General features: G+C 66.2%; 20 protein-coding genes. All 20 read right to left on the minus strand.

The window, feature by feature from the left end; all coding sequences use genetic code 11:
- Nucleotides 1–103: 103 nt before the first annotated feature.
- The gene (locus tag G3545_RS14055; RefSeq protein ID WP_170013584.1) at nucleotides 104–427 is read right to left on the minus strand and encodes a hypothetical protein; all 324 of its coding nucleotides are present in this window, start codon (nucleotides 425–427) and stop codon (nucleotides 104–106) included.
- A 58-nt stretch (nucleotides 428–485) separates the two neighbouring features.
- Entirely contained in the window at nucleotides 486–2645 is a 2160-nt protein-coding gene (locus G3545_RS14060; protein ID WP_170013586.1) for a hypothetical protein, read from the minus strand.
- A gap of 166 nt (nucleotides 2646–2811) precedes the next feature.
- Complete coding sequence (locus tag G3545_RS14065) at nucleotides 2812–3483, minus strand: hypothetical protein (RefSeq protein ID WP_170013587.1); 672 nt, start codon at nucleotides 3481–3483, stop codon at nucleotides 2812–2814.
- Nucleotides 3480–3884, minus strand: a complete 405-nt coding sequence (locus G3545_RS14070; RefSeq protein ID WP_170013589.1) for a hypothetical protein — start codon at nucleotides 3882–3884, stop codon at nucleotides 3480–3482. The genes G3545_RS14065 and G3545_RS14070 overlap by 4 nt, the downstream gene beginning before the upstream one ends.
- Before the next feature lies 1 nt (nucleotide 3885).
- Nucleotides 3886–6558 (minus strand): phage tail protein, encoded by a 2673-nt coding sequence (locus tag G3545_RS14075; RefSeq protein ID WP_170013591.1) that lies wholly within the window; start codon nucleotides 6556–6558, stop codon nucleotides 3886–3888.
- Nucleotides 6558–7037, minus strand: coding sequence for a hypothetical protein (locus tag G3545_RS14080; protein WP_170013593.1), 480 nt, complete (start codon nucleotides 7035–7037; stop codon nucleotides 6558–6560). The genes G3545_RS14075 and G3545_RS14080 overlap by 1 nt, the downstream gene beginning before the upstream one ends.
- Before the next feature lie 7 nt (nucleotides 7038–7044).
- Entirely contained in the window at nucleotides 7045–8754 is a 1710-nt protein-coding gene (locus G3545_RS14085; RefSeq protein WP_170013595.1) for a hypothetical protein, read from the minus strand.
- Nucleotides 8755–8795: 41 nt separating this feature from the next.
- Entirely contained in the window at nucleotides 8796–9179 is a 384-nt protein-coding gene (locus G3545_RS14090) for a hypothetical protein (protein ID WP_170013597.1), read from the minus strand.
- Nucleotides 9180–9228: 49 nt separating this feature from the next.
- Nucleotides 9229–9585 carry a hypothetical protein gene (locus G3545_RS14095; RefSeq protein WP_170013599.1) on the minus strand — a complete coding sequence of 119 codons (357 nt, stop codon included), beginning with the start codon at nucleotides 9583–9585 and terminating at the stop codon, nucleotides 9229–9231.
- On the minus strand, nucleotides 9585–11630 hold the full coding sequence (locus tag G3545_RS14100; RefSeq protein WP_170013601.1) for a phage tail length tape measure family protein: 2046 nt from the start codon (nucleotides 11628–11630) through the stop codon (nucleotides 9585–9587). Before G3545_RS14100 ends, G3545_RS14095 begins: the two co-directional genes overlap by 1 nt.
- Nucleotides 11623–11772, minus strand: coding sequence for a hypothetical protein (locus G3545_RS14105; RefSeq protein WP_170013603.1), 150 nt, complete (start codon nucleotides 11770–11772; stop codon nucleotides 11623–11625). The genes G3545_RS14100 and G3545_RS14105 overlap by 8 nt, the downstream gene beginning before the upstream one ends.
- An 80-nt stretch (nucleotides 11773–11852) precedes the next feature.
- The gene (locus tag G3545_RS14110) at nucleotides 11853–12197 is read right to left on the minus strand and encodes a hypothetical protein (RefSeq protein WP_170013605.1); all 345 of its coding nucleotides are present in this window, start codon (nucleotides 12195–12197) and stop codon (nucleotides 11853–11855) included.
- 95 nt (nucleotides 12198–12292) lie between these two features.
- A complete protein-coding gene (locus tag G3545_RS14115) occupies nucleotides 12293–12634 on the minus strand; it encodes a hypothetical protein (RefSeq protein ID WP_170013607.1) in 342 nt (113 codons plus the stop codon).
- A gap of 44 nt (nucleotides 12635–12678) precedes the next feature.
- Nucleotides 12679–13629, minus strand: coding sequence for a phage tail tube protein (locus G3545_RS14120; protein WP_170013609.1), 951 nt, complete (start codon nucleotides 13627–13629; stop codon nucleotides 12679–12681).
- A 29-nt stretch (nucleotides 13630–13658) separates the two neighbouring features.
- On the minus strand, nucleotides 13659–14090 hold the full coding sequence (locus G3545_RS14125; RefSeq protein ID WP_170013611.1) for a hypothetical protein: 432 nt from the start codon (nucleotides 14088–14090) through the stop codon (nucleotides 13659–13661).
- A complete protein-coding gene (locus tag G3545_RS14130; RefSeq protein ID WP_246702829.1) occupies nucleotides 14087–14761 on the minus strand; it encodes a DUF6441 family protein in 675 nt (224 codons plus the stop codon). The genes G3545_RS14125 and G3545_RS14130 overlap by 4 nt, the downstream gene beginning before the upstream one ends.
- Complete coding sequence (locus G3545_RS14135) at nucleotides 14761–15075, minus strand: hypothetical protein (RefSeq protein WP_170013613.1); 315 nt, start codon at nucleotides 15073–15075, stop codon at nucleotides 14761–14763. Before G3545_RS14135 ends, G3545_RS14130 begins: the two co-directional genes overlap by 1 nt.
- Before the next feature lie 8 nt (nucleotides 15076–15083).
- Nucleotides 15084–15416: a DUF2190 family protein gene (locus tag G3545_RS14140; RefSeq protein ID WP_170013615.1), complete on the minus strand. Its 333-nt coding sequence runs from the start codon at nucleotides 15414–15416 to the stop codon at nucleotides 15084–15086.
- A 79-nt stretch (nucleotides 15417–15495) separates the two neighbouring features.
- Complete coding sequence (locus tag G3545_RS14145) at nucleotides 15496–17481, minus strand: prohead protease/major capsid protein fusion protein (protein ID WP_170013617.1); 1986 nt, start codon at nucleotides 17479–17481, stop codon at nucleotides 15496–15498.
- A gap of 22 nt (nucleotides 17482–17503) precedes the next feature.
- Nucleotides 17504–19003 (minus strand): phage portal protein, encoded by a 1500-nt coding sequence (locus tag G3545_RS14150; RefSeq protein WP_170013619.1) that lies wholly within the window; start codon nucleotides 19001–19003, stop codon nucleotides 17504–17506.
- Between the last annotated feature and the right edge of the window lie 4 nt (nucleotides 19004–19007).

Here is a 19007-nt window from a genome sequence, read left to right on the forward strand (position 1 = left end):
CTGATGACGGTGACGATGTCATGAGAACAAACTGAGAACAAGAGGGTTAAGATCGGAGCTGCCCCCCACCCAACGCGGTGCTGGTGGCCCACCATCGCTTGGCTCAAAGCCTATTGGCAAACGTGATGATCAGCCCCGTAACCTCCTCAAAATCCGCTTCTGATTCCGCCGCCAAATATTGTCTGCGGATTTGAGTACTCCCAATCAACGCGTAGCATAGCCGAACGACAGAGAAGAAAATAACAACAAACGCGTATGCCAAGACACAACGGGACATCGCCTCCACAAAGGATCCGTGACCTCCCGTCGCGTTGATTTCACGCATCAGCGCCAAGAGCGCAAAACCAAAGAACAGCCAAATCCATTTCCGAGCCGTGTCGCGAAGGACAAGCAGGAAGCTAAGGGCTCTGCGCCAGGGCTTAATCATCAAAATCGCTCAAATCTGACATCCGTTTCAGGGCGCCGACGAGCCCTAAAGCTGAAGCTCACATTGCCACAATATCCCACGCCGGGCGGAGCGGCATCGGCAGGCCGGGGGTGTTGTCGACCACGAATTTGGTACGGTCGAGCGCGGCCGGGAACGGGTTGTAATCGAGCAGATCGGTGGCCGTGAGATCGATGCCGGTGAGGCGGATGGTGTTTGAGTTCTGGCGAACGGCGGAGCTTATTGTGCGCGCCGCGCCGCCGCTGCTTTTCATCGCGAAGCCAAGAATGCCCGTTGAAGGCGAGATGTCGTTGCCGCCTCCGGTGTTCGGCCACAACACGCGGACGTCGGCCGTCGTAGCGTTGATGAAGGTCCAGCCTGAGACATAGGGCGCATCCCAAGGCAACTGCCCAGTGCCGAACAGGAAGCAGAACAGGCGCACGATCTGCTCGCCGCGCACCGCGAAGCCGTCGCTGTCGGGCGGGCATTTCGCGAGGTGCACGGTATCCTGTCGGTCGAGGTGGTAGATGTCCGGCATCAGATAGACGTCGTCCATCTCCGCCGCGATCTCGGCTTGCAGCTTGCGCAGGTTGCGCATGCTGACGTCCTGGCCGTTCTGCCGACCGAGGCAGCCGAGCCCGATTGGTACGTCGCGGCCGATCCATGCCCGCTGCTGCGTAAGCTGCTTGATCTTGCAGGCCTTCCAGTTTGCGAGCGTGTATGAACCGCTGCCCGCGCCGCCATTGAACACCAGGGCGTCGGCCTCGCCCTGGCAGTCGATGAGCAGCGTCTTCTTGTATCGCGGCGCGCGGCGCAGCTGCGACAGCGCGTTCGTCTGCCATTGCAGGAGCATGTCACCGGGGATGTCGAGATCCTGGTTCCACCAATAGCCCGTGGTCTGGTCGGACTTCTTGAGGCAGGAGGTGCCGCCATAGGCGACGTCGCCGCAGTAGAGTTCCAGCGTCTTCGTCGAGTCGTTGATGCTCAGGCGCGACTTGATCGCCGGCACCATGAGCCGCGTCGTCACCGCGTCAGCGGTAAGGCCGGAGGCGGCGCTGTCGGCCGTCGCGAGATACTGCGCGAGCGACTGGCCGGAGATGATGAGTTCGTGCTGGTCGGGATAGCGGGCCTTGCCGATCTGCGTCCCCCACCACTGCACGAGGCCGATGGCGATGCGCTGGCATTCCTCGTCGGACATCGGCTCGGCATTCTGATAACCGAAGTGCTCCCACACCGGGCCGTTGTGCGACTGCGTCAGCGCGCCATTGGTGCCGAGCGTGGCGCGAACCCCGAGCACCTCGGCAACGCCGTGCGGCCGATCCTGAAACAGGATGCGGGAGTCCGAGCCGCCGGAAACAACGGCACCCTTCTGGTTGAACCAGATCACCCGAACACGGCTCAGGTCAGGGATCGGCCCCCGCTCGACGAACAACTCGCCGTTGCGGAAGTACATGGCGCTTTCGCCGTTGCCGGTGTAGGCGCCGTGGACGAGGATATCGTTCGTTCCGGTGCCATACCCCATGAGCGCGCCGTTGACGCCCGACACGCCGGGATTGCGGGCATGGGCGCCGGCAGAACTCCACCCATAGGTGCCGACGACGAAGAACACCGCGAGGTTTTGCGTGCCACCCACATTCAGGAAGGTCGCGGTCGTGGCCAGGTGCTGGGACTTGTCGCGGAAGTCGATGCCCGGCATGGCATAGCCGTCGCGGCTGGTCAGCGCATTGAGCACGCACTGCGGGCGCACGCTGTTGATACTGGTGTAGTTGCGGCCGTTGCCGCTCTGGTCGTACCATGTCGCGGCCGAGAAGAAGGTACCGTTGCCCCAACTCGGGGTGCTCGCGAGATTGATGACGGGCGTCGGATCGGCGGTGAAGCCGAGCGTGCGCAGCGTATTGCCGCTGTCCCGCCACTGCATGCAGTTGCCGGCATAGGCCGGCACCGCCTTGCGCACGCTCAACATCCACGAAAGCGGCTGGCTGGCCTCGGTGGGGGCAAGCGGATCCGGCAACGGCTCGCCCGCGTCCGGCTGCACCCGCGCCGCCACATCAAACAGCCCGAGCCCGAGGCCAAGCATCAGCGCACCGCGACGATGTTGGAAGCGGTCGAGCTCAGCCAAACCTGCTTGACGCGCAGCGGCAGCCAGCCGGCGAACCCGATGAAGGTGACGACATCGCCGCCCACCGTGGTCACCTTGATATCGCCGGCGGTGCCGACCCACAGCGCGCGGCAGGCGGTTATCTCGGAATCCGCCGGCGTCACCGCCGCGGCATAGGCGCCAGGGCTGGCGAGGTCGACGGAATGCGATGCGAAGGGGTCAGCCATAGCAGGGCTCCGGATATGAAAAAGCCGCCCGAAGGCGGCGCGGAAGGGGGGTGCGGGGAGGCTCAGAACACCGAGACGCCGGTGCTCCACAGCGTGTTGAAGCCGGCGTCGTTCATGTCCCAGGTGCGGCTGGCCTTGCTGCCGTTCTGGATTTGGTAGGACGATTTGTAGATGCTGGCCGGCGCGGTGAAGGCGACGCCGCCGCTCGCCAGCGTGCCGGATATCGTCGGCGCGCCGGTGGTGCCGAGCGCGATGCCGGCGAGCAGCGCCGGCTTGCCGAAGATCGCGCCGGTCACGTCGATAGTCTGCGCCGAGGGATCGCCGGTTGACGGCGTCTGGTTGCCGTCGAACAGCGTGAAGCCGACCGCCGGGAAATCGCCCCGGAAAATCTGCATCAGGCTGTGGTGGCCGGACTGCGACGAGATGACGACGCTGCCGACCTCGTTCTCGGAGCCGTCGGCGATCTTGGCCTGGAAGATGACGCGATCGACCTGCCCCTCGGCCGGCGGCTCGTCATAGACGAGAACGAACCCATCCGCCGGCGTCGCCGCGATGCCATCCGGGCCCGTCGAGTGCATCGGGTCGAACGCCGCCACGCCCGCCTGCAGCCAGAGGATATCGCCCGGCAGGATGCCCGAGGGAAAATCGATGCTGGTGCCGGACGAGACCGTGTTCGCGCCGACCGCCGCGATGGTCGAGAGCGGCGGTGGCGGCGGAATGTGGAAGAACTTCATTCCGGGTCCGCCGTGGGATACTCGAAGATCACCACCCAATTCATGCGCTGGCAGTTCGAGTTCGAACTGAACACCAGCGATACGTCATCGCCGATCTGCCCAGAGTTTGCGCTGGTGTGATCCTTGGTCTGCCGCGTGGTCGAGACGCTGTTGGCGCCGCCGCCGAGCGGAGTCGAATTGATCCGCACTTCGACCTGACAGGTGCCCGAGCCACAATCCGTGACCACCTTGGGGATGGCGAACGGCCGCTCCGATGAAATGACGATCGGGATGGTCTCATTGGCCACCACCGGGATGTAGCCATAGAATGGGTCAATGCTGCCGCCATTGGCCACGGCCCGCGCGAACGCGGCCCCACTGATGCCGCCGGGCGTGTTCTCCGGCGTCGGAATGATGCCCATCTCAAAGCCCCGCGAAAATCGGTTTCGACACTTCGGCAAAGCCGGTGATCAGCGCCTGCCGGTCGCTTTCCTTGCCGATGTCGCCCACCACCACCCGGTGCACCGTGCGCTCGCGCGGGCCGAGCGCCACCAGGCTGGTCGCCTCCAGCCCATTCGGCACCGCGAAGGCGCCCTCGACATTCAGCGTCTTGCCGTCCACCGAGGCGATCGGCACCACCGTCGTGCTGCCATCCTTCAGCCGCACGCAGGCACCGAACGCGCCGCGGGCGAGCGTGAAGAAATTGGAGAGCGTGAACACGTTGTCGACGTCGAACAGGCTCTCGTAATTGTCCGGCGGCGCATCGAACATGTCGGTGTCGAGCGTCAGGCTGGTGAGATTGCTGCCCGATCGGGCGAAGCTCACCAGCCGGCCGGAGCCATAGCTGTTGGTCAGCATGTCGTGCGCCACGCCCACCAGGTGGCCGCGCTTCACCAGCAGATGGTCGAGGTCGACGGCGAAGGAATATTTCACCCGGCGATAGCGCAGCTTGCGCAGATAGATCAGGCACCAGCGCCGCACCGCGGCTTCGGAGGTGAGGCCCGGCACCTCGATCGATTCATAGAGGTGCCGGCCATTCTGCATGTAGCCGTCATCGACCATGATCTCGCGCGGGTCGTAATCGTTCGCGGCGTCGCGGAAGCTGGCGATGATCGCCGTGGTGAAGGGCGCGTCGGTGCGCTCCATGGTGAGCGGGCGCACCATCACCGCCGTTGTGAACAGGCAGCTGATGCCCTCGGCCGAGCGATCCTTGTCGATCACCACGCCGCTCACCTGGCCGTCGCGGCGCAACTCGGCATCGCCGGCATTGAGGATCATGCGCACATGATCTTCCACCGAGCCGTCGGAGAGCAGCCCGTCGAAGGTCAGGCCGGCCGCCTCGCAGTGCTCGTAATAGGCCTGCCAGCTCGCCCAATCGATCTTGCCGGGCTTCTGCGGGAAGACGTAATTCGCGGGGTTGACCAGGATGTCGAGCGCCAGCGCCGCGTTGTTCCGGCTCGGCGCCAGGGTGTTCCAGTCGGTGCCGTTCCAGATCGGGACGATGCTGTGATAGATCTGCGAGAAGCTGTTGACCTTGCGGTTGCGCACCCGGAAGGCGGAAAGGCACAACCCCTTCTGCTCGATCGGATACACCGGCCGCTGCGAGGCACAGCTCTCGACATAGACCTCGCTGATATAGCCATTCTGGACCGGAATCCGCTGCGGTGAATTCTGGTAATAGGTGAAGAAGCCGGGCGCGATGCCGCCGATCTCATAATCGGCGGTGATGAAGTCGGCGGCGGAGGTGGCATAGCCCCGTGTGTACTCCACCGTGAAGCCGGCAGCCGGGTCGAACACCTCGGGGTCCAGCCGGAAGGTGATGCCATCCGGGGCGGTGTCCACATTGGTCACGGTGCGGTCGATGCCGGTCGGCGTCACCCCTCCATTGAAATAGGCGTCGGCGGTCCACACCGGGTTGGAGGCATAGAGGCTGTCGACGATGGTGCCGCTGCTCACCACCGATCCCGGGCCACCGGAGCGGTCCATGATGATCATGCGGCGCATCGGGTTCATGTTCGATCCACGCAGGATGATCTCGGGGAAGTTCACCCAGCTGCCGCCGTCGGCCTTGATGCGGATGCGCAGCGGCAGCAGGCATGCATGGCCGGGGTCGTCGGAATCGGCGAGCCCGCCGGGGAAGTGCAGGACGGTGCGAAACAGCGGGCTGTTCGGCTCCCAGCGCACCACATGCGGCAGCGGGTAGGATTCCGGCGCCGGGGTGAACAGCGTCGATTGATCGTCCTTCAGTTCCTGCTTGCGCAGCGCCACCGGCTGGCTTTCCTCCGCCGCGCTTTGCGTCACCAGCGTCAGCGGCGGGTCGTCGTCATAGCCGACGGTCTGCTCGAGCTCGATGCCCACCATGTCGGCGAAGGCCACCTTGTCGAACAGCGGGTCTGAGGTCTCGCAGGGGCCGCGCACGCCGGCAATGGCATTCACCACCTGGCCCGAAGCGACGATGTCGCTCCACGGCCGCGCCAGCAGCGGCGGCGATAGCCGCAGCAGGCCGCGCACGATCGGCACCGGCTGGTAGGCCCCGATCGGGTTCTGGCCGACACCGGCGACCCCGAGCGACGCACCGCTCGCCCCGCCGCCGCCGAGCTGCGGCGGCTTGGTGAGCGACTGCACCAGCAGGCCGCCGCCGACGGTGACGGCAGCGCCGACCGCCGCGGTCGCCCACGCGCCGGCCGAACCGGCGGCGCCGGCGAAGATCGCCGGGGCGAGCGTGGCCAGCGCCCCGCCGGAAATGGCGATCGCCACCGCCGCCAGCGCCAGCGCGGCAATGAGAGCAAAGGTATTGTCGCCATTCTCCGGCACCGGGCCGAGGAACAGCATCGCCCCGGCCTTGGGCCGGATCTGGTGCCAGCACCAGGACGGCACCTCGTCGGAACCGATGAAGGCCGAGCCATAGGCCGGGAACGGGCGCGGGATGGCGCCGGCGGCAATCAGCCCGTCGACAATGTCGGCGATCGAGCCACCCGGCGCCACGGTGAAGAACAGGCTCGATGCGGCATCGAACAGCACCGGGCGATATTCCACCAGCACGCCATCGAGCGGCACCGCTCCGGCAATGGCGTCGGCGAGATTGAACGGCCGCATCAGGTGGGGCTCCCAACCGTTGGGCTCCACCTTGCGAAGCCGGCGATGCGTGCGGCCACTTTCGGGTGTCGGCTGTCGATCAGGCAGGATCCCATGTCCTGCCCGTCATGCGCCGGCGCCTGGGTATGAAGGATGCGGCCGTCCGCCAGCCACGTGCCGACATGCAGCGGCTGCCGCCGGTCGCCGTGCTCGATCGTCCGCAGCATCACCACGATGTCCATTTCTTCCGGCACATGCTCGCCAACCTTGCGGAACTGCCACACCGGGTCGCCCATCAGATCGCGCGCCCGCAGCACGGCGGCGCGCAGATTGGCGGTGATGTCGATGCCGGCTTCCGGCATGCGCTCGCCGGTGCGGACCAGCCGCGCCAGCATGGTGCAGCCGAGGCAATCGACACCGAGCGAGTGTGCCTGGCTGAGCGTCTCCGCCCGGCCACGCTCCCGGTACGGGATGCCGATAAGCTCGTCGGTCCAGCTCATGAAATCCTCAGGACAGGAACAGGCCGGGGAACTTGCGCGGGGTCACCCGCACCAGCGGATAGGTCTCGTTCCAGAACACCTCCTGGCTCAGCGTGACCTCGACCGCGGAGGCATCCCAGCGGGAGCTCGCCGAGGTGAAATCCTCGTATGTCTCCACCGGGTCGTCGGGGAAGCTGAGCAGGATCCGCTCCAGCTTCAGCCCCGGAAACCCTTCCAGCGCCTCCAGCGCCTTGCCGAGCACGCGGTCATGGTTCGACAGCGTCACCACCAGCGAAGGCGTCTCGTCGCCATCCGCCGGACGCTGCACCTTGAAGGCGCGGGCGATGAAGGTCTGCCCGCGCGAGACCACCGGCACCGGGTTGTTCACCCAGCGGATGATGTTGGGCAGCGACGGGTGGTCAATCGTCACCAGCCACGGCAGCGGCACTCGGCTATGCTGCGCCGCCACGGCATGGCGGAAGGCCAGGGCCGGCGGAATATCCGTGAACGCCGCGACATCGCCTGCTTCGCTGACAGCCAGCGTGCCGGTGATGATGCCGACACGCCCGACCGCCGCAGCGACATCCGCGCCTTCGGTGGCGGAAAGCAGGCCGGACACGACCATGCGGCCCGAGAAGGCGGCGATGTCGGCGCCCTCAGTGGCCGCGAGCGCGCCGGTGACGACGATGCGCCCGGCCATCGCCACGACATCGCCGGCCTCAGTGGCGGCGAGCGCCCCGGTGGCAGTTGGCACGCCGCCCGACAGGCTCGCGACGTCGGAGGCCTCAGTCGCTGCCAGGCCGCCAGCGACCACCACCGAACCAGCGAACGACGCCGCGTCTGCATCCTCGGTCGCCGCCAGCGCGCCGAGTACATCATTCGTGGAAAGGAAGAATGCGGTATCGCTGCCCTCTGTCGCCGCCAGCGTGCCGGTCCAGGCGACGCGGCCGAGGGCGGCAGCGACGTCACTGCCCTCGCTCGCGGCGAAAGTTCCGCGCCAGCCAGTGCGGCCGACGATACCGGCGCTGTCAGCCCCTTCTGTGGCCGCTATGGTGCCCAGCACCGACAGGCTGCCGACCAGGGCGGCAGCATCCGCGCCTTCGGTCGCGGCAAGCGTGCCAGTGGTGGCATTCGTGATGGTCGCGGTTACAAAGCAGCTTTGCAGGCAATTGAGCGGCCCGGTGTCGTTCTGGCCCCACGTGAGCGTGGCTGTGGGGCTCGAATTGTTGACGAGATAGACGGCCTTCAGATTTGTCGAGGAGCCATTGACGATCGTGCCGGTAGACGCCAGCGTCCCACTGGGAGTCGGCGCAGCCGTGACGCCAAAGGCGGCGCCGATATATATTCCCTCCGGCGGAGAGCCCGTAACCGCGATATTCTGGGTCGTCGGGGCACTTGCCGTCATCTGCCCGTTTGGCGACGAGCCAGTGAGACCGGTCATCACGCCGTTCGGGCGGAAGATGAGCAGGATCTTCAGATCGGCCGAAGTCCCGTCCATCCCGGTGAGGACTTGGCCGCTGCCGGTAATCGGGCCGATGTCGATCAAGCACCGAATGGGATCCGAGCCGTTGCTCGTATTGACCACATTCGAAAACGTGCCGGGAGTTACAGCGGTCGGCACGCCGGAATTATTCTGCGCCTCCTGGATGAGGATGCCGAGATCACCGTTCGCGGCGCTGGCATGCGCCGCTATGGTGGCCCCTGAAGAGGTGGTGCTGCCGATGAAGGTAAAGGACACGGCGCTACCCCAGCATCAGGAAAAGACCGCTTCGCAAGCTCTCAAGTTGCGTGCGTGAAGGTCGCCGAGGTCACCTGCACCAGCTGTCCGGTGGTGATGCTGGTCGAGGTCAGCACGATGTCGGTGGCGCTGGTGCCGACCGTCAGGTTGTTGACGATGACGTTGCCGTTGCTGTCCTTGATGCGGGCGACCGCAGCGGTGCCGGTGGCATTGGCCGCGCTGTCTTCGATCGCCGGCGTGGTGTCAAGCGTGAGCACCGAGCCCGACACCGTGCCGCACGGATCGGCCAGCGTCAGGATGGCGAGCACCGAGGCAAAGCCGGTGGTGGCGATTTCCAGCGTGCCCGGGCCGGAGCCGGCGTCGATGGCATCGGCGACGGCCTGCATGCGGGCAGTTTTCAGGGCGGCGGCGTAATTCACGGCCATGGCTATTGGCTCCTGGGACGCATTGAGGTCGGCTTGGGAGGGGGAAAGATCAGGTCGGGACGCGGCGCAAGCGCAGGCTCGCGTGCCAGCGCGCGCCGCCCATCGGGGTGAAGACTGGCTCGGCCAGGAAGATGAAGGTGCAGGCTTCCTCGAGCAGCGGGTCGGTCCAAATGAAGGGCAGGCACCCCGCCGCGCAGGTGTCGAACCAGAAATTGTAGAGCGTGGCCTTTTCAGTCCCGATAAGGCGCACCGAGCCGGAAAGGTCCGACAGCTTGCCGGAGTAGCGCCGGCGGGTGAGCGGCGCGCCGATCTCCGGATCCACCACCGCGGTGAGCCCGGCCATCGGCTGATAGGTGAAGCCCTCGCGCAGGAAGGCACTCACCAGCAGCGCGGGGAAATCAGCCATCACGCGCCCCGTATGATGCGGCGATTGCCGACGGCGAACGAGCCGCGCATGGTCGGGTTGAATTTACCCTGCCCCATGGCCTGCTGCACCGTGCCGATGATGACCTCATTGACCTGGTTGCCGTCAGAATCCTCGCCGCCATCGCGCGCCTGCACGTCGGCGCCGAGGTAGTTGGTGATCTTGTTCACGACGGTGGGCCGGCGAGAGCCGCCGGCCACCTCGGCGCGAGAGAGCACGCGCTCACCCACCTGCAGGATCGCCGGGCGCTCGTCCGGCGCCAGGAACCCACCGCCGCTATGGAAGCGCTGGGCGTTGAGGAACATCTCGGCCGGAAATGCGCCGCGATTGCCGCCACCGGCACCGACCAGGCCGCCGGAGTGGCGGAAGGTCGGCACCACCATCGGGCCGGCGCCGCCGACCACGCCAACCGCCGCGCCGCCTGCGCCGGGGAACAGCGAGCCGAGCAGCATCGAGAGCAGCCGCTGCGTCGCCAACTTGGTGAGGTCGGCGATGATCGAATTCGTCAGATCCGAGAAGCTCAGCTTTCCTGTGGTGGCAAAGCGCGCGAACGCATCGCCGATGCCGTCGAGCACGTCTGTCGTCAGATTCTCGGTGGCCGTGGCCATGTCCTGCGCGCTCTTGAGATAGTCGTCGAAGGCACGGGTGAACCCGGAGCCGGCGTCCGTGGCCTTGTCCAAGGCCTGACGGCTGGCCTTGTCCATCTCATCTCCAGCATTCGCCACGGCGCGGCTATAGGTGTCCTGCGTGATCTTGCCTTTGCCGAGCAATTCGTTGAGGCGGGAGATCTCGTCGGCATAGTTTTCCGCCGCAGTGCGCGTTTCCCGATAGACGCGCTGGCCATCGGATTCGAGCCGGCGGGCATATTGCTCCTGCGCGCGGTCGGCCTCCTGCGCCTTCTTCTTGTTCTCCTCCAGTTGCTTGTTCTGGTCGAACAGCGCGCCGGCGCTTTTGCGGATTGCCTCGGTCAGCCAGTCGGGGCCGCCCTGGCCGCGTGCCGCGAAACCTTCGATGAATTTCGACCGCTCGTCGCCGGCAAGCTTCAGGGAGTTCTCGATCTCGCGCAGCACATTGATGCTGTCGCTGATCCCCTTCATCGTGTTGCTGAGGCCGAGCAGCGCGAGTTGCGCGTCGGAGGCCGTGCCCGCGAGATAGGCGGTACGGGCGGCGGCAATATCCATTGCCCGGTGGAATTCCCCACCACGCTCCGCCGCCTTGATCAACTCAGTCGACATATCCCGCAGCGACGGCGTCGCATTGCCGATCTCGGCCACATCTCGTGCGAATGCGGTCACGTCCGGTCGTCCGGCCGCAACACTCTCCTGGAAGCGGCGAATCGCGTCCTCGAACGGCGCAAACCGCTGGTTCAGTTCATCGCCGCCGGTGACATTGCCAAGCGGGTCGAGAGAGGAAGTATTGAAACCCGCCGCAAACTTCGCCGACCAATTATCATAGGCCACGGTCAGCTTGCGAAGGTTTTCCGTGGCCTGCAGGGACGCAACTTCCCGAATCTCCTGGGCGAAGTTTTCGGCGCCTTTGCCGGCGCTATCCATCGACGCTTTCAGGTCATCGGTCAGCTGCTTGCTCTCGTCGAGAGCACCGTTCAGATCTTCGGTGTCGCCCGACAAGGCATCGAGTGCAAACGAAGCGACATAGCCGGCGGCAGCAAGGCCACCGAGTGCCAAGGTCGTTGGGTTGATGAGGCTAAGCAACCCCTGCCCAACCGCGCCGATGATGCCCTTCACGCCGCGATCGCCCATGATCTGGCTGATCTGGGCACCCTGCTGAATCAGCACGGTGAAGGGCGACTGTCCGGAAGCAAGCGAAACGCCAATATCCGAAAGCTGGGCAGCGAGATTGCCCACCTCGTGCGTCGCCAGCTTGTTGACGGATGCCGCGGCCTGCTGGGACCTGGCGGACAGCTTGTCGAGTGCTACGGCACCCTCATTGCCGACGGCATTGAGCTCCGCCCGCACCTTGCCGCCGTCGATCACCTGAAGGCGCACATTGACATTGCGATCAGCCAACGTCGTGCTCCCTCAAATGCGCATGGATGGCACCGAGCGCGGCGCGCTCGGCCTCGGAGAAGAATTCGGCTGTCACGGCGGGCGGGCAGCCCTTGGCCGCGGCGAGCGCTGCCACGGCGGCATAATCAAAGCCGATCGGCATCGGGCCCAGCGTGCGCAGTTGGTTGGATGAGGCGCGGAACGCGCTCCAGAACTGCTCGCCATCGAGCGAGCACGGCGCGTTCAGGCGATAGGCGCACTCATCGCAGCGGCCGGGGCAGGCGGCACAATAGGCTGCGCCGCCGCCGAAGTGCCATTCGGCGAGGGCGCTGATCCGTTTTTTTCGGCGACCAGCAGCAGGGCCGGCACCACATATTCCTCGCGGAACACATCGCCGAGCGGATAGGTCTCCATCAGCGCGTCGATGCCCTCTGGCCATGGCGGCACATCTTCATCGCTACCAACCATGGCCACCCCCTTCCATCCAATGATGGAAGCGCGCGCGAATGCCTTGATCAGTGCGACCGACCGTGCCACGCCGCCGGCGAGGATGGCGGCGCGGATTTCCTCCGGCATCTCGTCGCGCACCCGGGTGTCGACTTCGGTTCCAAAGGGCCGGACCTCAACTTCAACGCCACGGCCCAGCGGCAACCAATAGGGGCCGCTGGCGAGATTAAGTCGGATCATGTTGCCTCGCGTTGTGCCGACTCCCTGAGCGATTTGCCGAGAGCCGCGATGACGGCGTTGAAGTTTTTCTGGTGGCGACCGCCGCCGGACGGCCCGAATTTCAAGGAACTATCGATATAGACACGTGTATTTGCGTCGGCTTGCGGCTCTATAATAAAGGTCATGTTCTCGCCCCAGGAGAACAACGACATGCCGGCCGAGGCCGTTACGCGAAGCAATGCCTCATCTGCTGACTTGAGCGACAACCCCGCGGCGGGAATTGCTTTCAACAAGTGACGGTAAACTAGCTCGGATGGATACGCGAATGCCTGCCATGTGCTTTGTGACGTGTTGAACACGTTGCCCTCCCAGGTTGCAAGGAGGGCGACAATACCGTCAGAAATCAGGCGTAGGAAGCCACGTCATTCACCAGCGTCGCCGTCATCATCGGGTCGCCGACCGCCGGGCGGGCCGCCTGCACGGCATAGGTGGCCTGAATGCCGGTGGGGCCGCTCACCGGGCGCTTCGGCACCGGCAGATAGGCCGCGGCGAAGGTGAAGGCGAGCTTCGCCGTCGCCGAGATGGTGAGCCCGAATTCCAGCTCCACCGGGGTCTTGGCGATCGCCTGGTTGTACAGCGTCAGGCTGTCGTGCCGCACCACCAGCGATGCGCCGAGCACGGCAAGGCCCGGGTCGGCGCCGGCGATCAGGCCGTCGGCGCGGATCACCTCCACCGATTCCAGCGTGTTGGCGTAATTGAGTTGTGCCGACACCACATTGCCGAGCGCGGCGCCGGCGCGCTTCACCGAGCCCTGGAACTGGTTGAAGCGGGTGAGCTCCAGCTCGGACGGCGTGCCCGTCGCGGTCGAAGAGGTCGGCTCGTCTTCGTCCTGGCCGATGAAGCCGATAGTGGCGTTGACAAGGCCGGAGCGCTGCAGCTGCAGCGCCAGCGAATTGGCTACATAGCCCTTGTGCATCGAGAACGCCGGGATCTCCGGATGCCCGACCTCGCCGGATAGCGAGGGCAGGGCGGCCGAGGCCGTGGTGAACACGTGGCTGTAGACATCGTCATCAAGCTCGGTGGTGACCGGGGCGCCGAACAGCGCCTTCAGCCAGAAGCCGAAATAGCGCAGATCGACCGGCACCACCACGTCGCCGCCGGCATTGATGACATCGCCGGCCGGGGCCAGCGGGTCGCGGCCGAAGCCGAGCAGGTCGGAGGCGAGCAGGCCCTGTTCCTTGCCGAAGGCGGTCGAGACGAATGGCACCTTCTTGAAGCCGGAGACCGGCGCGGTGCCGTAAACCGACTCGAAGGCGATGGCCATGATGGCATTGATGCCAAGGGCGCGACCCATGGGACAATCTCCGGATGTGCGGGTGAGGGTCAGCCGAGCGGCGACGAGGTGAGGTAGATCAGTACGATGTTGAGCCGGGCGGTGCGCAGCGGCGAACCGGCATCCGAGCCGAGCACGTCGACATCCGGCGCTTCCGGCTCACAATGATCGACCGCGCCACCAAGTATCGGGTCGGTGGCGATCGCCATGTCGATATCGCCGAAAATGGTGTCGAGCAGCGTCTCGGGCGTGCCATCCGAACCGCCTTCGACCAGAATTTCGAGCACTGCGCGGTGCTCATAGGCATAGGAGGGCGGCGACAGCGTCACTTCCGGCTCGCCGGGGTCGCCGTCGCGCAGGATGAGGTAGCCGCCGGGACCAACATTGTTGGGAACGTCAGCGTTGCGCTTCACATCCGCGCCGGGACACGCCGCCACCAAAAGGGCCTTGAGTGCCTCCAGGGCGGTCTCGCGCTTGCTCACTTCCGCCTCGCTGGCCAACTGTTGACGATGAGATCCGGCAGGCGCGAGCGCCAGCGATCGGCGGCGCCCTCGACATCGAAGCGCTTCCCGAGACGCACCTGCGGCACCAGGATGAAGATGACCGTTGTGGTGCGCCCGGCGAGGCGGGTCGACTTCACGCCCTTGCGGTTCGTGATGTTCGCCGCCGCGACGCCGCGGCCATTGACGCGGACATTGTCCGCCACCAGCAGCGAGGGCCGGCCACGCCGATAGACGAAGCGCAGCCGCAGCCCGGTGCGCCGTTCCCAGCCGCCGGGCGTGAGCCGCTCGGTGCCGGAGCCGTCGCGCTTCAGGCCCTTGGCGCCGGCCGCCGCCGTGGGAATGGCGAGGAAGAAGCCGTTCGGCGACTTGATCGGCACCCCGGAATTGAACACCGAGACGATGTCCGGAGCCCGCGAGAAGACGAGTCCGGCGGCGCGCAGCGAGACATCGGCGCGCGGATAGACCTCCGAGCGCCAGGTGTTGGCCAGCCGCTGGCCGAGACCGGCGGAGGTGACCTGCGCGCGCAGATCGCCCTTGAGGCCCTCGGTGGCGACGCGGATGCCCTTGGTCACCGCCTGCTCGGTGGCGGCGAGCTCCTCCGCCATGATCTGGCGCAGGTCGCCCTCGATGGTGACAGTGGGCACCAGCATCAGGTGCCTCGGCAGCCACATGTCCACACCAGCCGCTCGGCATCGCGCCGCGGCGCGCCGGCGACGGTGTAGGTGGTGGCACCGACGACGAAGGAATCCCCCTCGCGAGGCGCCGCCACTTCGGCAATGCGGACATCGACCAGCGTCGTCGCCCGCACCAGCTGCGTGCCGCCGAACTCGGTGAGCTCGTCCGGCTGCCGGGTAATCACCCGGCAAGCCACCCCAGCCCCAACCCCGCCCGCCTTGTACAGCGCGTCGTGCGGCAAGTGGGCATCGCGGAAATAGACGTCCACCTGCTCGTCATAGACGCCCATCGGCTCGCTCAGACGATGCCGGGCAGCAGCACCTTGCCGCTGGTGTCGCCGGAGGCCGCCGCGGCGAGCGCTACGCCGGCTTTGGTGTTGCTCGATGCCGTGGTGGTGAAGTTCTTCGCGGTATTGTCCCAATAGAGCACCGCGCCTTCGGTCCAGGTCTGGCCGGTCGCCTTCGGCAGCGTGAAGACGCCGGAGCGGGAGAAGGCGACGGTGACACCCTGTGCAGCCGTGACATTGGCGACGGCCACGAGCACGCCGAGGAGATAGGCGACGCCACTGACGACGCCTCCGGACGGAGCGGTGAGGTCGACGGTGTCGCCCTTGCCGAGATAGGTCTTCATGGGGATGGCTCCAGCCAAAGAGGGAGAGCGGCAGCGCCGTACGCACCGCCCGGAGATTCAGCCGCGTGAGGTGCGGGGATCAGGCGCCGGTGTTGCGGTAGCCGCGACGGAAGTCGACCGCACCGCAGCCGAAGTCGTGCTCGACGCTCACCGCCAAGCCCTGGATGCCGAAAGGCTCATCGACGCGGATGCGCGGCGCGGTGTAGCCGTCAAGCAGGCCCCACTGCCAGTTCGCACCGAAGGTCGGGTCGACATAGAGCTCCCAGGCGTTGCCGGTGATCTTGTTCGACACCACCGTCTCGAGCTTGCCCGAGAAGATGCTGACGTTGGACTGCTGGGTCGCCTGCAGCGGCGCCGTGAATTGCTCGGCCTCGCCTTCCTTGTCCGGGCCCACGAGGAGGATGCGCGGCGCCTGGTCGATTGGCTGGCCGCCGAGCGACTTCTGTTTGCGCAGCGCTGCACGGCCAAGCGAAACCGAGGTCACATTGATGGCCGCCACGGAAGCGGCAAGGTTGCCGTGATTGGTGTGGAACACCGCGGTGCTGTCTTCCAGCAAGGTTGGGCCGGCGCCGGAATTCACCGCCTTCATGGCGAAGAAAGTGGTGTCCTCGAACTGCGCGACCATGGTGCCCTGGTTGGAGATCACCTCGTCGATTGCACCGAGATTGTCGTTCACCAGCATCTGGCGGGTGAAGTTGATGGCGATGCCGTAGGGCACCACGATCACACTTTCCTTCTTCTCCCCGAAGGTGCCGTACTGGATCTCACCTGCCTGGCTGAGCGGCAGAAGCGTCGGGAAATCGCCCGGGCGGATCACGTCGTGCGGACGGAAGTCATTGAAATTCTGCTGGCGGGCAAGACGCCGGTAGGTCGGCTCCGCGATCACATATCGGGCTTCCAGGCGAGCATTTATGGCGCCGGAGAAGATGATCGGGAAATCGCTGGTGGTGTGGAAGGCGCGCTCGAACACCTCGATGCGCTCGCGCGCGGTGCGGGGCATGGAGCGCGCATTGATGGCCACCGCAGCCATCTCGGACAGCGAATGGCCCATATACTGGCGGGCAGCGTCCGACGGCGTCGACCGCTGGCCGGACGATTCCTGCATGCGGGCGACGAGAGCCTCGCGCAGCAACGGGCCGCGCACCTCCGGGTTCTCGGCGGAACGGCCGATATGGGCGTTGACGATGGTTGTGCGCTCGGAGCGGGCGGCGAGATCGTCGAGCACGATGCCGCGGAAGGCATCAATGCTGGTGCCGGCATTGATCGCGGCAGTCACGGCAGCATCCGCCATGCCGTGGGCGCGGCCGATGGTGGTGATCTCGGCGACACGGGCACGCTCGGCACGCACCGCGTCCTCGATGGACGGAGCGGCAGGCGCCGCCGGGACGGCACGAACCTCCGGCGCCGGGGCCGGCGACGGGGCAGCAAGCGGAGCGACGGTTGGCGTCGCCGGGGTCACATTACGACGCATGTCGTCGCTCTCCTCAATATGGGCCGAAGCCCGGGACGGATCGGTGGATTCGTTGCGGACCATCGCGCCGGGGTCGGCGGGAATGGCCACGAGCGAGACCTCGAGGAGCTCCCAGCGGTCGGCCCGCCAGATCTCCTGGTTGTTCTCGACCGCGGTGAGGGTCCACGTGGTGACGCGGTAGCCGACCGAGATGCCGACGAGGTCGCCGCTTGCCACCATGGCTTCGGCGCGGCGGCCGGCCTCGGTGTCGGAAAAGCGGATGCTGCCGACCAGCTGGCCATTGGTGACGCGGGCCGACGTGACGACGCCGAGCACCTTGTCGATCGACGAGGAATCGTGGGTGTCGAGCAGGCGAACCTGGCCCTGCTCAACCCGACGGATGTCGATGGCATCCGCCGAAATCGCCAATTCTTCGAAGATGCCCCAGCGCCGCACGCGGGCGCCGGTGGAGAAGATGGCGTCGACGGTGCGGGCGCCCTCGTCATAGGTCGTAGGCGCCAGGCGGGCGAGCATGTCGTCGCTCGCCCCACGCTGGACCGATGCGCCGGGCTCGAATCCGTCCGGCGTCGTCCGCGGATGCGCGGAACGCTTCATCACCATCTCCATGGGTTGAAAATCAGGCCTGCGTGTCGTCCGGCGCGGCGGGCGCGCCCTGCGTCGCCTGCGCGTTGCCGGTGCGGGCCACCTTGCGGGGGTCGATGTCGAGAATGATGCCGTCGGCATCGAACAGAGCGTTGATCCGCTTGATATCCGCGATCTGCGTCGCCGGGTCGTTGCCCCAGGAGGCGACGAATTGGTCGAAGGTCATGCGGCCGGAGCGCACCGCCAGGATGTCGGCGGTCATATCCTTGACCGGGTCGATCGGCTCGTTCGCCGGCGTGATCCACTCGCACGGATAGCCACCCTCGCGGGCAGGCAGCTTGCCGGCGAGCACCGCCATCTCGACGAAGCGCCGCCACACCGGGGCGCAGAACATCGGGATGAACACCTGGTGCTGCATCTGCTCGGTGAGCCGGCGAAACTCGATCTTGCCGGCGCGCAGGCTGGAATAATTCGCCTGCCGCAGGTCGCCGGTCAGTTGGTCGTAAGTGATGCCAGCGCCGACGGCGATGGCCATCAGCGTGTGGATCATGAAGCTGTCGAACACCGGCGAGGCGGTCGGCTGTGCGAACGAGACCTGCTCGCCCGGCTGCATATAGTTGAGCATGCCGGGTTCGATGGTCTGCACCCGTTGACCGGCATCGTCGCCGGCGGAGGTGCCAACCGTGACTTTATCGCCCTCCGGATTGGTCACGAAGCCGGCGAAGCAGGCCTCGATCCGCGCCTTGACGATGGCCGCCTCGTGGAAGTCGGCAAGATCGCGCGACATCATCACCACGGGGGCGAAGGCGGTGACGCCGCGCACCTGGCCGGCGCGCTGCTTGCGGTAGAGATGCAGTATATCCGCGGCTTCGACCCGCACGCTCCGCAGCGAACGAAGCTGGCGGCGCTCGCCGGGGTGCTCGGGATAGAGCCAATAGGCACTGCGGCGGCCGATGGCGTCGAACTCGACGCCGAGAATGGTACGCGCGCCCTGCAGCGGGCCGTCGCGCGAGCTGTCGAGGTGATCCGCCTCGAGCATCTGCACTTGCAGCGGCACCGGAAGCCCATCGCTCGGCCGGCGCGGGCGGAAACGGGCCAGCACCTCGCCGGCCTCGACCATTTCGCGCATGGCGATCGCCTGCAGGCCATAGAAATCGAGCTGGCCGTCGGCGTCGCAGGTATCGACGAACTGTCGCCACAACGCGGCGACCTGCGCATTGGCGCGCTTGGAGCCCGTCTTCGGCACCGGGATGATGCCGGAACCGACGATATTGCCGGTGTGGATGTCGACCACGCGGGCACAGTGCGGGTTGTTCCGCACCAGGCTGCGGGCGCGATTGCGTAATTCCACGTGCGCCGGGCCGATTTCGGCGTTCGCCGACGTGCCAGGCGCCTTGCCATTGCCGCGGCGGCGCTTGGCGCCCTCATAGGAGCGCGTCGCGCCATCGATCAGGGTCAGCGCCGAGCGGGCGCGCACCCGGGCAAGCCCAGCCTGCGGCGCCACCCAGGAAACGAGGCGATCGAGCGGGTTCATCGCC

The organism is Starkeya sp. ORNL1, assembly GCF_012971745.1.
Lineage (GTDB): Bacteria > Pseudomonadota > Alphaproteobacteria > Rhizobiales > Xanthobacteraceae > Ancylobacter.